This is a genomic window from Paraburkholderia kururiensis, assembly GCF_034424375.1.
Taxonomy (GTDB): domain Bacteria; phylum Pseudomonadota; class Gammaproteobacteria; order Burkholderiales; family Burkholderiaceae; genus Paraburkholderia; species Paraburkholderia kururiensis_A.
This window is the reverse complement of the sequence record NZ_CP139965.1, coordinates 4,456,086-4,470,656: the sequence shown is the minus strand read 5'-3', so window position 1 is coordinate 4,470,656 and position 14,571 is coordinate 4,456,086. Positions and strand designations below refer to the sequence as shown.

Below are 14,571 nucleotides of genomic sequence, written 5' to 3'. Positions count from 1 at the left end.
GCGCCCCCTCCATGCACTACCTGCCGATCCTGCTGCAAATCGCCGTCGTCTACCTGTTCGCCGCGGCAAGCCCGGGCCCGAACTTCTTCATGATCACGCAGCTGTCGCTTGCGGGACGGCGGGGCCTGGGCGCCGCATCGGCGCTGGGCGTGGGCACGGCCTCCACGATCTGGGCGGCGCTCGCCATGCTCGGCGTGGCCGCGGTGCTGCAAAAAATCGACTGGCTCTATGGCGGCATCCGCATTGCCGGTGCGCTGTATCTCGTCTACTTCGGCATCAAGCTGCTGCGTTCCGGCGCACGGCGCGACGATGCTGTGCAAACCAGGCTGCCCGCCGATACGCCGCCCGCGGCCGATCGTCGCGCGTACTTCCGCGCGTGGCGCACCGGCCTCGTTACGTGCCTCACGAATCCCAAGTCGTGCGTGTTCTGGACGAGCGTGTTTGCCGCGATGTTCCCGCAGCACCCGCCACTGTGGTTCTACGGCGTGGTGCTCGTGCTGATCTCCGCGCTCTCGGCCGGCTGGTATAGCAGCGTGGCCTTCATGTTCGCGGCCGAGCGTACGCAGCGCGGCTACCGGCGACTGCGCCGGCCCGTGGATGCGCTCTGTGGCGCCGCGCTCGTCGGGCTGGGTGTGAAGCTCGCCGCCGACCGTTGAAAGCGTCGGCAGGCGCCTGCCAGCACCTCTTCTCGCAGGAGGGTCAATGCTGCGGCGCAGGAGCGGTTTGGTATCATTTCATGAAAATCGTCTGCCGGGCCGCATGACCATCCGCACGCGAGCCATACCCCCACACCCGTCCCGCGTTCCGCCGCTACGGCGCCCGCCCTCACGAGGCGCGGTAAAATAGCCGATTGCGCATTGTTCCCGGACCGGGTTCGCGCAGCACACAGCCTTTGCCTGCCAGCCGGCGCCTGCCGCCGCGGCCCTTGTTTTGCACATCCTGGAACCATGAGCAATCTGACCACGCAAACCGTTCTTTCCGTCCATCACTGGACCGACACGCTCTTCACCTTCACCTGCACGCGCGACCCGGGCCTGCGTTTCGAGAACGGCCAGTTCACGATGGTGGGCCTCGAAGTCGACGGCAAGCCGTTGATCCGCGCCTACAGCATGGCGAGCGCGAACTACGAAGAGCACCTGGAATTCCTGAGCATCAAGGTTCAGGACGGCCCCCTCACCTCGCGTCTGCAACACCTGAAGGTGGGCGACTCGGTGCTGATCGGCAAGAAGCCTACCGGCACGCTCATGGCTGACAACCTGCTGCCCGGCAAGACGCTGTGGCTGCTTTCCACGGGCACGGGGCTCGCGCCGTTCATGTCGATCATCAAAGACCCGGACGTGTACGACCGCTACGAAAAGGTGGTGCTCACGCACACCTGCCGTTTCGTCGACGAACTGGCGTACAAGGAATTCATCACCGAAGACCTGCGCAACCACGAGTACCTGGGCGACGTCGTGCGCGAAAAGCTGGTCTATTACCCGACGGTCACGCGCGAGACGTTCGAGAACCGCGGCCGCATCACCGAGCTGATCGAAACGAAGAAGCTGTTCGAAGACCTGAACGTGCCGCCGTTCTCGCTGGAAAACGACCGCGTCATGCTGTGCGGCAGCCCGCACATGCTGCGCGACACGCGCGAACTGCTGGACGGCCTCGGCTTCAAGGAAGGCAGCAATAACGACCCCGGCCACTACGTGGTGGAAAAGGCGTTCGTGGGCTGAGGGTGAAACGCGCACTACGGTGTGCGGATGGATAACGCCTCGCCGCTCGGCGGCGGCTGGCAGTGGAAACCGGAGCTTTGGGCTCCGGTTTTTTTTCGTCTGGAAGGGATGTGGGGCAGACGCAACCTGACCGCACCGCCGCGGTGTCCCGCCGTTACAAATCCCCACCTTCCCTTTACCTTTCATGTCGGCATTCTTCCTACAAGGACTTGGCCGACATACCTCAGACTGTCGTATAAAAACCGCTCGCGAAGCCTTGTCCTGACTGCTTTTTACATTTTTTTGGGCTATCATCGCGGCGCAGCCTGGGCATGCCTTGGGGCCGTCAAGACTGCGCGCCGCCTTGTTACTGAATGTAAATTTCGTTACGCCCGGCCGTGGTAATTTTCTGGTTCCGCGCCGTAGCGCGATATCCGTTCGGCGCCTTCGTCAATCGACGCAAACCGTCTGGCTGAACCGCTTCCTCAAGGGAGAGTCATGGATACGTCGACCGTCATACCGATCAGCGGCAGTGTGCCCGCCCGCCCAAAGCGTGCGGCACGCGGCACGCCGGCCGCAGACATGCGCACGCTCGCACCGGGCGATCCGCCTTCGCTCGCCGTAACCGCGGCTGCGGCCACGCCGTTGCAGGCCAATGGCGTCTCCGAACTCGTCCGCCTGCGGACTCGCGTGAACGCGCTCGCCGCCGAACTGGCCGCTGTGGGCGAAGCCACGCGACGCCAGCTCGCGCGCGAGTTGCACGACAGCGTGGGCGCCGAACTCACGGCCACCCACTTTGCCCTCGCCAATCTCGAAACACGCCTTGCCGACCACGCCCCGCAAGCCGCGCTGGAGGCGTTCGCGCTCGTCCGTCGGTCGCTCGAAGCGACGGGCGACGCCGTGCGCCAGGCCCTCGCCGGTCTGCACGCACCGCAACTGGACGCGGGCATCGTGCGCGCGCTGTCTCAATGGACGGGCGGCTTCGCCCAGCGCACCGGCCTTCGCACCAGCCTGGTCTGCGCCGCCGACGTGCGGCTCACGCGGCTTCCGCCGGCCTCTGCGCTGGCCGTCTTCCGGGTCGCACAGGAAGCGCTCACTAACGTAGCGCGGCACGCGCAGGCAACGGGCGCCGACGTCCAGATCGAAACGAGCCGCCGCTACCTCACGCTGATCGTCAGCGACGACGGTGTCGGTCTCTCCCCGCGCGCCGCCCGGCGCTGCCGCTCGGCAGTCGACCACGACGACGCCGAGTTCGACGGCCATTTCGGCGTCAGCGGTATGCGGGTGCGCTGCGAAGCCTTCGGCGGCAAGTTGCAGATCATGGCAAAGCGCCTTGGTGCAACCGCTATCGCTACCACCGCCGCCGGCCGCCCGAAGCACGGCACCCGCCTGCGCGCCCGCTTCGCGTGGGACGCGCTGATGGGCGCCGTCCCCGCGCAAGCCAGCGCCGTTTGCCAGGCGAAGGTCCTGCGATGAGCCTGCGCATCCTGCTCGTGGACGATCACGCCGTGGTGCGCCAGGGCGTGCGTCAATTGCTGCTGGACCGCCGCGTGGCGCGCGAAGTCTCCGAGGCCGAAAACGGCGCGGACGCGCTCGCCGCCGTCGGCAAGTACGTCTACGACGTCGTCCTGCTCGACATTTCGTTGCCCGACACGAACGGCGTCGAGGTGCTGAAGCGGATCAAGCGCAAGGCGCCGCGCATACCGGTGCTGATGTTCTCGATGTATCGCGAAGACCAGTACGCCGTGCGCGCGCTCAAGGCCGGCGCGGCGGGCTATCTCTCCAAGACCGTGGACGCCGCGCAGATGATCGCCGCGATCCAGCAGGTCGCGGCCGGCCGCAAGTACGTGAGCCCGGCGATGGCCGAAGCGCTCGCCGATTACGTCTCGTTCGACGGCGAGCAGTTGCCGCACGAAAAACTCTCGGACCGCGAGTACCAGACGCTCTGCATGCTGGCTTCGGGCAAGCGCCTCACGGACATCGCAGAAGCGCTGTCGCTGTCGGTCAAGACGGTGAGCGTGTACCGCACGCGGCTGCTGGAGAAGATGAAGCTCAGCAACAACGCCGAACTCACGTTCTACGTGATGAGCAACCGCCTCATCGACCTGAACCCCGCGATGACGGGCTGAGGCAGCGGCACGGCGAACGCTCGGGGAAGGCCCAAGAAGGGCCCCCGAAACGCATCTGCACGCCGCCGCGCTTTCATTGCGGCAATTTGCCCGAATCCGCAAAAGCCCGCTCCCCCTGCGTACCCAAGCGTGAACTTCGCGCTCCCTGCGCCCCAACATGGGGCGACTTTCTCTCCATTCCACCCTGCCGGAGCGCCGCGCCCGAGAGAGCCGCCATCCCACATCGGCTAAAATCGCGGGTTTCCCCTTAGTTTTCCGTTTAGTTTCGCCTCAGTTTCCGCTCATCCGGAAACGCACTATCGGCGCGCCCCCGCACAGAACGCGGACGGCGGCGCAGGCATCACAGGAGACCCCGGACAATGTCCCTCTTTCGCAGGAAAAACGTCGAACACATGCTGGCCGGGGCGCAAAGCGCCGGCCTCAAAAAAGCCCTCGGCGCCCTCGACCTCACGTTTCTCGGCATCGGCGCCATCATCGGCACGGGCATCTTCGTGCTGACCGGCACAGGCGCAGTTCAGGCCGGCCCCGCGCTGATGGTCTCCTTCGTGATCGCCGCCATTGCCTGCTGTTTCGCCGCGCTCGCCTACGCCGAGTTCGCTTCCACGATCCCTGTTGCCGGCTCCATCTACACCTATTCGTACGCGACGCTCGGCGAGCTTGCAGCCTGGGTCATCGGCTGGGACCTGATGCTGGAATACGGGCTCGCCACCTCGGCGGTCTCGGTGGGCTGGTCGGGCTACCTGCAATCACTGCTCTCGGGCTTCGGCATTGCGCTGCCCGTGGCGCTCACGGCCGCGCCGGGGGCCGTAAAGGGCGTCACCACGCTCTTCAACTTGCCCGCCTTCCTCGTGATGATGGCGATCACCGCGCTGCTCTCCGTCGGCGTGCGCGAATCCACGCGCATCAATAACATCATGGTCGCGATCAAGGTGACGGTCGTGCTACTCGTCATCGCAGTGGGCGTGTTCCACGTGACGCCCGCCAACTGGACGCCGTTCATGCCGAACGGCTGGCACGGCGTGTTCGGGGCCGCGGCCGTCATGTTCTTCGCGTTCATCGGCTTCGATTCGGTCTCGTCCGCAGCCGAGGAAGTGAAGAACCCGAAGCGCGACCTGCCGGTGGGCATCATCGCGTCGCTCGCTGTCTGCGCCGTGCTCTACGTGGTCGTGGCGGCGGTCGTGACCGGCATCGTGCCGTCGGCGAAATTTGCCGACATTTCTCACCCGGTGTCGTACGCGTTGCAGGTGGCCGGCCAGACGTGGGTGGCCGGCTTCATCGACCTGGGCGCCGTGCTCGGCATGCTCACCGTGATTCTCGTGATGAGCTACGGCCAGACGCGCGTCATCTTCGCCATGTCGCGCGATGGCCTGCTGCCCGCCGCGCTTTCGCGCGTGCATCCGCGCTTTGCGACGCCGTTCCTCACCACGTGGCTCGTGGGCATCTTCTTCGGCCTGATCGGCGCGCTCGTGCCGCTCAACGTGCTGGCCGAACTCATCAACATCGGCACGCTCGCGGCTTTTTCGATGGTCTCCATCGCCGTGCTGGTGCTGCGCAAGACGCATCCCGAGCTGCCGCGCGCCTTCCGCTGCCCCGGCGTGCCGGTGGTGCCGGTGCTCGCGGTGGCGTCGTGCCTCTTCCTGATGGTGAACCTGCAGCCCGTTACGTGGATCGCGTTCCTCGTATGGCTCGTGATCGGGATGGTGGTGTACTTCGGCTACTCGCGTCATCACTCGCGTCTGGCGCATACGACCGACGCGCACTGAGCCAAGCCACTGAGCAAGGCGCACGCGGCGCCTTCCGCTCGCTCCGATACCGCGCACGGCCAGCCTTCGCCGCCGCGCATACCCAACGGCACATCCGGCAACGGATGTGCCGTTTTTTCACGCCTCGCGCCGAGCCGGCCACCGCCGCGCCAACCCGGCCCGAGCGGTAAAACCCGCGCAGCACGACGGCGGAATTTGTGCTTTACTTCCCGGGCAGCACTGAAGGCGACATTCGTAGCAACACCGCGAGCAACACCGTAAAAGCACAAACCAGCCGGACCCCAGTCGGACCCTCTATGCAGGTGTGCCGCAGGCCACACAAGCGGCAGCCGGGCGACATGGCAGGACAGTGAAGGTGAATGCGGGCCCAGGCAGGTCTCTACCCCCATAGGAGACAAGCGATGGCGATCAGTATCCGCCTGACGGTCAACGACGCGCCCGTGACCGCCGAGGTCGAGCCTCATACGCTGCTGGTCCAGTTTCTACGCGACAAGCTGCGCCTGACCGGCACCCACATCGGCTGCGACACCGCGCAATGCGGCGCCTGCACCGTCCATCTGAACGGCCGCGCCGTGAAGGCGTGCAACATGCTTGCCGTGCAGGCCGAAGGCGCCGACGTCACCACCATCGAAGGACTCGCGGCCAACGGCGCGCTGCATCCCATGCAGGCCGCGTTTCGCGAATGCCACGGACTGCAATGCGGTTTCTGCACGCCGGGCATGGTGATGAGCGCCGCGGCCCTCGTTGCGCAGAACCCCGATCTCACCGAAGCCGACGTGCGCCGTCAGCTGGACGGCAACCTGTGCCGCTGCACGGGTTATCACAACATCGTGAAAGCCGTGCTGGAAGGCGCCGCCGCCATGAAGGCGGACGCGCCGCGCGCGTGAAGGAGCCGACCATGAACGCACCCGAACAGCAACGGATGATCGGCGCCTCCGTGAAGCGCAAGGAGGACTATCGCTTCCTCACCGGCAGCGGCCAGTACACCGACGACATCGTGCTGCCGCAACAGACGTACGCCGTATTCGTGCGCTCGCCTTACGCGCACGCCACGATCCAGAGCGTGAATACGGACGCCGCGAAGGCCATGCCCGGCGTCATCGCGATATTCACCGGCGCGGACCTCGCCGCGGAAAACGTGGGCGGCCTGCCGTGCGGCTGGCTGATTCACAGCATCGACGGTTCGCCCATGCGCGAGCCGCCGCATCCCGTGATCGCGCATACGAAGGCGCGGCACGTGGGCGACCAGGTCGCGCTCGTCATCGCGGAATCGGTGAAGGAAGCAAAAGACGCGGCCGAGACCATCGAGGTCGAGTACGACATGCTGCCCGCCGTGATCGACACGGCGCATGCCGCGGACCCCGGCCAGCCGCTCGTGCACGACGACGTGCCCAACAACACCTGCTACACGTGGGGCCACGGCGACAAAAGCGCGACAGACGCCGCGTTCGCCGGCGCCGCGCACGTCACCACGCTCGAGATCGTCAACAACCGGCTGATCCCGAACGCCATCGAGCCGCGCGCCGTCAACGCGAGCTACTCGCCGCAGGACGACAGCTACACGGTCTACGTGGCGAACCAGAACCCGCACGTCGAGCGTCTGTTGATGGCGGCGTTCGTGCTCTCGCTGCCCGAATCGAAGGTGCGCGTGGTGGCGCCCGACGTGGGCGGCGGCTTCGGCTCGAAGATTTTTCTCTACGCCGAGGACGTGGCGCTCACCTGGGCCTCGAAGAAAATTCGCCGGCCCGTGAAGTGGACAGCCGACCGCTCCGAGTCCTTCATCTCCGACGCCCACGGCCGCGACCACGTGACGAAGGCCGAACTCGCGCTGGACGCCAACGGCAAGTTCCTCGCCATGCGCGTGCACACCACGGCGAACATGGGCGCGTATCTCTCGACGTTCGCCTCCAGCGTGCCGACCATCCTCTACGCCACGCTGCTGGCTGGGCAGTACACCACGCCCGCCATCTACGCCGAAGTGAAAGCGGTGTTCACGAACACTGTGCCCGTGGACGCCTATCGCGGCGCAGGCCGCCCCGAAGCGACCTACGTGGTGGAGCGCCTTGTCGAGACCGCGGCGCACGAGATGAACATCGATCCGGCCGAACTGCGCCGCCGCAACTTCATCCGCGCGTTCCCGTACGCAACGCCCGTCGGGCTCACCTACGACACCGGCGACTACGAAGCGTGCCTTGGCCGCGCGCTCGAACTTGCGGACGTCGCAGGCTTCGCGGCCCGGCGCGATGCGTCGAAGCGGAACGGCAAGCTGCGCGGGCTCGGCTACTCGTGCTACATCGAGGCCTGCGGGCTCGCGCCGTCGAACATCGCGGGCGCGCTCGGCGCGCGCGCCGGGCTCTTCGAGGCGGGCGAGATCCGCGTGCATCCCACCGGCTCCGTCACCGTGTTCACCGGCTCGCACAGCCACGGCCAGGGCCACGAAACGACCTTCGCGCAGGTGGTCTCCGACCGCCTCGGCGTGCCCATCGACAACATCGAGATCGTGCACGGCGACACCGGCCGCATTCCGTTCGGCATGGGCACGTACGGCTCGCGCTCCATCGCGGTGGGCGGCTCGGCCATCATGAAGGCGCTCGACAAGATCGAGGCGAAGGCGAAGAAGATCGCGGCGCACCTGCTGGAAGCGTCGGCGGAAGACATCGAGTTTCATAACGGCGTGTTCCGCGTGAGCGGCACCGACCGCACGAAGACCTTCACCGACATCTCGCTCGCCGCGTACGTGCCGCACAACTATCCGCTCGAAACGCTGGAGCCGGGCCTCGACGAAAGCGCCTTCTACGACCCGACCAACTTCACGTATCCCTCGGGCGCCTACGTCTGCGAAGTCGAGGTGGACCCCGACACGGGCGAGACGCGCATCGACCGCTTCACGGCCGTGGACGACTTCGGCAACGTCATCAACCCGATGATTGTCGAAGGCCAGGTGCATGGCGGCCTGGGCCAGGGCATCGGCCAGGCGCTGCTGGAACGCTGCGTCTACGACACGGAAACCGGCCAGCTGCTCTCCGGCTCGTACATGGACTACGCGATGCCGCGTGCCTCCGACCTGCCCTCGTTCAACGTGGAAACAGCCAAGGGCACGCCCTGCACGCACAATCCGCTCGGCGTGAAGGGCTGCGGCGAAGCGGGCGCCATCGGTTCGCCGCCGGCCATCATCAATGCGATTGTCGACGCCCTCGCGCCGCTCGGCGTGAAGGACATCCAGATGCCCGCCACGCCGCATCGCGTGTGGTCGGCGATCCGCGCGGTGCAAAGTCCGGCGACCCACAGCTGAGGGAGAAGACGACATGTACTCGTATTCGTTCGACTATCAGCGCGCCGCCGATGCGAAGGCCGCCGTCGCCGCGCTCTCCGGCAACAGCGAGGCGAAATTCCTGGCGGGCGGGCAGAGCCTGCTGCCCACCATGCGCCTGCGGCTCGCGCAGCCTTCGGCGTTGATCGACGTCACCCGCATCCCGGCGCTCAAGGACATTCGCGCCGACGCGAAGACAGTGACCATCGGCGCGGCCGTGTGCCACGCGGACGTCGCCGGGCACGCGGAGATACGGCGCGTGCTGCCGGCGCTGGCCGATCTCGCGGGCAACATCGGCGACCGCCAGGTGCGTGCGCTCGGCACCCTCGGCGGCTCGATTGCGAACAATGATCCCGCCGCCGACTACCCGGCCGGGCTTGTCGCGCTCGGCGCCACCGTGGTCACCGACCGTCGCCGCATCACCGCCGACGACTTCTTCCTCGGCATGTACGAAACCGCGCTCCACGCCGACGAACTCATCACCGCCGTCGAATTTCCCGTGCCCGAGCGTGCCGCGTACGAGAAGTTCTTCAACCCGGCGTCGCATTTCGCGCTGGTGGGCGTATTCGTGGCGAAGTCGGCAGGCGGCGTGCGCGTTGCGGTGACGGGCGCGGCGCCTTCCGTGTTCCGCGCCACGGACCTGGAAGCCGCGCTCGCCGCGAACTTCACGCCCGAAGCCGCACGCGCCGTGACGGTATCCGCCGATGACCTCAACAACGACCTGCACGGCAGCGCCGAGTACCGCGCGCATCTGATTCCCGTGCTCGCCGCGCGCGCGGTCGCGAAGGCCAACGGGTAGCGCGGACGCTCGCGTCTGCGAAGTCGCCGCGGGTGCAGTGCCGACCCGCGGCGACTTCGCAGCAGCGCCAAAACGAGCGACAGTCAGGAGCACCATGCAGCCCGCCTCAATCGACGACACCCTCGCGCAACTCGCGGCGCAAGGCTATCTGGCGAGCCGCGAACTCGCCACCGCGCTCTATCTCGCGCTGCGCATGGAGCGGCCGCTCTTCCTCGAAGGCGAGCCGGGCGTCGGCAAAACGGAACTCGCGAAGGCCGCAGCGGGCATGCTCGGCACGACGCTCTTGCGGCTGCAATGCTACGAAGGGCTCGACACCGCGAGCGCGCTCTACGAATGGGACTACCCGCGCCAGATCATGGCGTTGCGTCTGGCCGAAGCCGCGGGCGAACGGCCCGACAACGACACGCTGTACCGCGGCGAATTCCTGCTCAAGCGTCCGCTGCTGCAAGCGTTGCTGCCCGACGAGCATCATCCGGGCGCGCGGCGCGTGCTGCTCATCGACGAAATAGACCGCGCCGACGAGCCCTTCGAGGCGTTTCTGCTGGAACTGCTCTCCGACTTCCAGGTGTCCATTCCCGAGTACGGCACCGTGCGCGCACAACAGCCGCCGCTCGTCGTGATGACGTCGAACCGCACGCGCGAAGTGCACGACGCGCTCAAGCGCCGCTGCCTCTATCAATGGATCGGCTACCCCGACCGCGAGCGCGAACTCGCCATCGTGGCGGCGCGTGCGCCGCAGACGTCGGCGGAGTTGCAGCGCCGCGCCGTGGATTTCGTGCACCAGTTGCGCGGCATGGATCTCTTTAAGGCGCCGGGCATCGCGGAGACCATCGACTGGTGCCGGGCGCTCGCCGCGCTCAGCGTGACGGAGCTCGATCCGCAGTCGGTGCAGAACACGCTCGGTGTGCTGCTCAAGTATCAGGACGACCTCGCGCGGCTCGACGCACAGCAGATCGCGCAATGTCTCGCCATGAGCCCATGACCGCCATGCCGCCTCTCGTGCGCAACGTCGTGCACTTCGTGCGCGTGCTGCGCGCCGCGGGTCTGCCGATGTCGCCGGCCCACGCCGTGGACGCGCTCGACGCCTTGGGCTGGATCGACATCGGCCGCCGCGACGACGTGCGCGCCGCGCTCGCGACGCTGCTCGTTTCGGCGCCCGACGAGCGCGAGCTGTTCGACGCCGCGTTCGATCTCTTCTGGCGCGACCCGGACTGGGAAGGCAAGCTGCGCGCGCTCCTGCTACCGAAGGTGCAAGGCGCCATGCCGCCGCCGAAGCGCAACAACCGTCTCGCCGATGCACTCGCCGCACGTCGTCCGCCCGCGGGCGCGAACCCGCCGTCTGCCGCGCAAGAGCGCCACGAACTGCACGCGCGAGTGACGTTCAGCGCAGAGGAACGTCTGCGCCAGCGCGATTTCGACACGCTCTCGGCCGACGAATGGCGCGCGCTGCGGCATCTGATACGCGGCCATCGTCTGCCGCTCGCGACTGAGCCGACGCGGCGGCTCAAGGCCGCGTCGCGCGGCAGCCGCGCCGATCTGCGCGCGAGCGCCCGCCACGCCGTGCGCGCGGGCGGCGACTGGACCGTCTGGAAGTACCGTGCCGTCGTGCAACGCAAGCCGCCGCTCGTGCTGCTGCTCGACATCTCCGGGTCGATGAGCAGCTACTCGCGCGCGGTGCTCTATTTCTGCCACGCGCTCCTGCAATCGCGCGAGCGGCTTCAGGTGTTCCTGTTCGGCACGCGGCTCACGCATGCCACGCGCGCGCTGCGCGAACGCGATCCCGACGTGGCCATCGCGGCGCTCTCGGCACAAGTGTCGGACTGGTCGGGCGGCACGCGCATCGGCGCCGCGCTCGCGGAGTTCAACCGACGCTGGGCCCGGCGCGTACTCGCGGGCCGCGCCACCGTGCTGCTCGTCACGGACGGCCTCGACTACGAAGCCATCGACGTGCTCGAAGCCGAGATGGCCCGCCTGCATCGCTTCGCGCATCGCGTGGTGTGGCTCAATCCGCTGCTGCGCTATCGTGATTTCTCGCCGACCGCACGGGGCGTGCAGGCGATCGCGCCCCATGTCGATTCTTGCCATCCGATCCATAATCTCGAAAGCCTCGAAGCGTTTGCCCGCAGCCTTGGCGGACCGTGGCCACAGGCGCTGACATCGCACACGAAAACAACCGGAGGAGCGACGCAATGCAACTGACGGAAAGCTACACGTTGCCAGTCCCGCAGCAGCGCGCATGGGAAGCGCTCAACGACACGGCCATCCTGCGCCAATCCATTCCGGGCTGCGAAAGCATCGAGCCCGACGGCGAGAATGCGTACGCACTCACGATGCAGGCGCACGTCGGGCCCGTGAAGGCGCACTTCAAAGGACGCATGCTGCTCACCGACATCGACGCGCCGCGTGCCTACACCATCGTGTTCGAAGGCCAGGGCGGCGTAGCGGGCTTCGGCAAGGGCAGCGCGCAGGTGACGCTCGAACCCGAGGGCGATGCCGCGACGAAGCTCTCGTACACGGCGCATGCGCAGGTGGGCGGCAAGCTCGCGCAGATCGGCTCGCGGCTCGTGGACGGCGCGGCGCGCAAGATCGCGGGCGAGTTCTTCAAGCGCTTCAGCGAACACGTGGGTGGACCGGCAGCGTCTGACGCCGCGGACGAAGAAGGCACCCTGCAAACAGCAAGCGGCGCCACGGAAAGCGAGGCGGAATCGCTCGAAGGCGCGGCCGGCGCAGCAGCGGGAACAGAAGCAGATACCGGCGAAACGAAGAGGAAAAAGTCATGGAAAGCGTGGATCTCGAGGTCCTGAAGTCCAGCGCACGCTGGCTTGAAGAAGGACATCGCGCGCTGCTCGTCACAGTGGTGAAGACGTGGGGCTCGTCGCCTCGGCCCGAAGGCGCGATGCTCGCCGTGCGCGACGACGGGCTGGTGGTGGGCTCGGTATCGGGCGGCTGCATCGAAGACGATCTGATCGACCGCGTACGGCGGCTCGGCATCGAACAGACGCACCCGGAGAGCGTGAAGTACGGCATCACCGCGGAAGAAGCGCATCGCTTCGGACTGCCGTGCGGCGGCACGATCCAGCTGGTGCTGGAACCGCTGACGAAAGCGGGCGGCATCGGCGAACTATGCCAGGCCGTGGAGGAAGGGCGGCTCGTCGCGCGCACGTTGGACATGGCCACGGGCAAGGCGACACTCGGCCCCGCACTCGCCACCGACGGCGTGGATTTCGACGGCGCGCGCCTGCTCACTATTCACGGGCCGCGCTACCGCATGCTCGTGATCGGCGCGGGGCAGCTCTCGCGCTACCTCTGCCAGATCGCGGTGGGCCTCGACTACCAGGTGACCGTGTGCGATCCGCGCGAGGAATACACCGACGTGTGGGACGTGCCGGGCACGAAGATCGTCCGCACGATGCCCGACGACACCGTGCTCGACATGAAGCTCGACGAGCGCTGCGCGGTGATCGCGCTCACGCACGACCCGAAGCTCGACGACCTCGCGCTGATGGAGGCGCTCAAGACGCCCGCGTTCTACGTGGGCGCGCTGGGCTCGCGCCGCAACAACGCGGCGCGGCGCGAGCGTTTGAAGGAGTTCGACCTGAATGAAGCGCAGCTTGCGCGGCTGCATGGTCCGGTGGGCATCTACATCGGCAGCCGCACGCCGCCGGAGATTGCCGTCTCGATTCTGGCCGAGGTGACGGCCGCGAAGAACGGCGTTTCGCTGCCTACCCTGCTGCAAGTGGAAGGCGCGAAGGCTGCGCGCGAAATTGCAGCGAATGCGGGCGCGGCGTGCAAGGTGTAGCGCCGCGGCACAGGAGGCAAGCCGCGCCGTTGGGATGCTGCGTTTGAGAAGCAGGGCACGCAGCGGCTGAAGGCGCCGGCAAGCGTTAGCTCGGGCCCCAAAGCGCCGCGATCTCGTTATCGCATCAGAATCACATCAGCCCGGCCGCCAGCGCCGCTGCCACTGAACCCAACACCAGCACCACGCCGACCGTGCGCTTCTTGTGCAGCTCGGTCCAGAGCAGCACGCCCGTGAGCGAGAGCAGGATCAGCGAACCCGCGATGGTGTCCATGAGCAGCACCCACACCAACGACACGCCCACGCCGCGGTGCAGGTTCGTGAGCGTCGCGAAGAACGTGTTGCTCGTGTTCTTCACCGAAACATAGCCGTTGCCCACCCAGTATTCGGCCTGCACGCTGTGGCCGGGTGCGGCGAGCGTTATCTGCCAGAACTCCGGCTGCACGGTACGCTGATCGCCCCATGCCACAGGGTGAGCCGGCTCGCGACGAACACGGCCCGGCTTGCCGTCGATCTTCAGTTCGCGTTGAAGCCAACGCATCATTTCCTGCGGCGAGCGAGGCGGCGTGTCAGGCAGCGCGACCTGCACCTGCTCGACGCGCGGCTCGCCGGTGGACACCTTCAGCGGTCCCCCGCGATGGTTGAGCAGGAAGCCCGTCACGCCGAACATCAGCCCGATCACGGCTCCCCACAGTCCGATCCAGCCGTGCACATTGCGCAGCCACTTGATGAAGTTCGCGCGCCGCCAACGCTGTCGACGCGCGGCCTCTTCCACGTCGTCGATGCGCGGAAGGGTGCTCGTGCTCTGCAGCGCCGCGGCGGCAACCGGTTTCGCCGTGATGGGCGTGCTCCGCATGGGAGAAAGGGCATCGATGGATTCAGGCGCGTTCAACTCAAGCTCCGTGCGCAGGCACAACGAGGTTCAAAGGATAGGGGCGACCACCACGCGCTTCTCGCGGCGTGAAGCCGCAGAAGAGAGCGATGACGATGGTTCAGGACGCAGAAACGACCGCACCGGACGGCACGCAGATCAGTCGCGCCGCCAACGGCATGGCCGATGTGCACGATCGTCGGTCC

General features: G+C 67.0%; 13 protein-coding genes. 12 read left to right on the top strand and 1 reads right to left on the bottom strand.

From position 1 onward, the window contains the following. The first annotated feature begins 11 nt into the window (after window positions 1-11). The 12 genes from U0042_RS20105 to U0042_RS20050 all read left to right on the top strand — a co-directional run bounded on the left by U0042_RS20105 (window position 12) and on the right by U0042_RS20050 (window position 13,497). Window positions 12-656 carry a LysE family translocator gene (locus U0042_RS20105; RefSeq protein WP_114814124.1) on the top strand — a complete coding sequence of 215 codons (645 nt, stop codon included), beginning with the start codon at window positions 12-14 and terminating at the stop codon, window positions 654-656. Window positions 657-947: 291 nt separating this feature from the next. Next, a complete protein-coding gene (locus U0042_RS20100; RefSeq protein ID WP_114814125.1) occupies window positions 948-1,718 on the top strand; it encodes a ferredoxin--NADP reductase in 771 nt (256 codons plus the stop codon). Window positions 1,719-2,195: 477 nt separating this feature from the next. After that, window positions 2,196-3,173, top strand: coding sequence for a sensor histidine kinase (locus U0042_RS20095; RefSeq protein WP_114814126.1), 978 nt, complete (start codon window positions 2,196-2,198; stop codon window positions 3,171-3,173). Next, complete coding sequence (rqpR, locus tag U0042_RS20090; protein WP_114814127.1) at window positions 3,170-3,826, top strand: response regulator transcription factor RqpR; 657 nt, start codon at window positions 3,170-3,172, stop codon at window positions 3,824-3,826. Before U0042_RS20095 ends, rqpR begins: the two co-directional genes overlap by 4 nt. A gap of 359 nt (window positions 3,827-4,185) precedes the next feature. Further along, entirely contained in the window at window positions 4,186-5,589 is a 1,404-nt protein-coding gene (locus U0042_RS20085) for an amino acid permease (RefSeq protein ID WP_114814128.1), read from the top strand. A 401-nt stretch (window positions 5,590-5,990) separates the two neighbouring features. After that, complete coding sequence (locus tag U0042_RS20080) at window positions 5,991-6,476, top strand: (2Fe-2S)-binding protein (protein WP_114814129.1); 486 nt, start codon at window positions 5,991-5,993, stop codon at window positions 6,474-6,476. 11 nt (window positions 6,477-6,487) lie between these two features. After that, entirely contained in the window at window positions 6,488-8,881 is a 2,394-nt protein-coding gene (locus tag U0042_RS20075; RefSeq protein WP_114814130.1) for a xanthine dehydrogenase family protein molybdopterin-binding subunit, read from the top strand. A 13-nt stretch (window positions 8,882-8,894) separates the two neighbouring features. Next, a complete protein-coding gene (locus tag U0042_RS20070; protein ID WP_114814131.1) occupies window positions 8,895-9,698 on the top strand; it encodes an FAD binding domain-containing protein in 804 nt (267 codons plus the stop codon). Between the two features lie 94 nt (window positions 9,699-9,792). Then, window positions 9,793-10,680 carry an AAA family ATPase gene (locus U0042_RS20065; protein WP_114814132.1) on the top strand — a complete coding sequence of 296 codons (888 nt, stop codon included), beginning with the start codon at window positions 9,793-9,795 and terminating at the stop codon, window positions 10,678-10,680. Next, the gene (locus U0042_RS20060) at window positions 10,659-11,897 is read left to right on the top strand and encodes a vWA domain-containing protein (RefSeq protein WP_232833526.1); all 1,239 of its coding nucleotides are present in this window, start codon (window positions 10,659-10,661) and stop codon (window positions 11,895-11,897) included. The genes U0042_RS20065 and U0042_RS20060 overlap by 22 nt, the downstream gene beginning before the upstream one ends. Next, a complete protein-coding gene (locus U0042_RS20055) occupies window positions 11,888-12,502 on the top strand; it encodes a CoxG family protein (protein WP_114814134.1) in 615 nt (204 codons plus the stop codon). Before U0042_RS20060 ends, U0042_RS20055 begins: the two co-directional genes overlap by 10 nt. Beyond that, a complete protein-coding gene (locus tag U0042_RS20050) occupies window positions 12,475-13,497 on the top strand; it encodes an XdhC family protein (RefSeq protein ID WP_114814135.1) in 1,023 nt (340 codons plus the stop codon). The genes U0042_RS20055 and U0042_RS20050 overlap by 28 nt, the downstream gene beginning before the upstream one ends. Window positions 13,498-13,627: 130 nt before the next feature. Here U0042_RS20050 and U0042_RS20045 read toward each other — a convergent pair whose 3' ends face one another. Next, window positions 13,628-14,386, bottom strand: coding sequence for a PepSY-associated TM helix domain-containing protein (locus U0042_RS20045; protein ID WP_114814136.1), 759 nt, complete (start codon window positions 14,384-14,386; stop codon window positions 13,628-13,630). Window positions 14,387-14,571 lie beyond the last annotated feature (185 nt).

Bases quoted from the DNA above. Each gene is read 5' to 3' on its own strand.
- U0042_RS20060 (WP_232833526.1), top strand. From the start codon at position 10,659: ATGTCTCGCCATGAGCCCATGACCGCCATGCCGCCTCTCGTGCGCAAC.
- U0042_RS20075 (WP_114814130.1), top strand. From the start codon at position 6,488: ATGAACGCACCCGAACAGCAACGGATGATCGGCGCCTCCGTGAAGCGC.
- U0042_RS20095 (WP_114814126.1), top strand. From the start codon at position 2,196: ATGGATACGTCGACCGTCATACCGATCAGCGGCAGTGTGCCCGCCCGC.
- U0042_RS20105 (WP_114814124.1), top strand. From the start codon at position 12: ATGCACTACCTGCCGATCCTGCTGCAAATCGCCGTCGTCTACCTGTTC.
- U0042_RS20065 (WP_114814132.1), top strand. From the start codon at position 9,793: ATGCAGCCCGCCTCAATCGACGACACCCTCGCGCAACTCGCGGCGCAA.
- U0042_RS20055 (WP_114814134.1), top strand. From the start codon at position 11,888: ATGCAACTGACGGAAAGCTACACGTTGCCAGTCCCGCAGCAGCGCGCA.
- U0042_RS20100 (WP_114814125.1), top strand. From the start codon at position 948: ATGAGCAATCTGACCACGCAAACCGTTCTTTCCGTCCATCACTGGACC.
- U0042_RS20050 (WP_114814135.1), top strand. From the start codon at position 12,475: ATGGAAAGCGTGGATCTCGAGGTCCTGAAGTCCAGCGCACGCTGGCTT.
- rqpR (WP_114814127.1), top strand. From the start codon at position 3,170: ATGAGCCTGCGCATCCTGCTCGTGGACGATCACGCCGTGGTGCGCCAG.
- U0042_RS20070 (WP_114814131.1), top strand. From the start codon at position 8,895: ATGTACTCGTATTCGTTCGACTATCAGCGCGCCGCCGATGCGAAGGCC.
- U0042_RS20085 (WP_114814128.1), top strand. From the start codon at position 4,186: ATGTCCCTCTTTCGCAGGAAAAACGTCGAACACATGCTGGCCGGGGCG.
- U0042_RS20080 (WP_114814129.1), top strand. From the start codon at position 5,991: ATGGCGATCAGTATCCGCCTGACGGTCAACGACGCGCCCGTGACCGCC.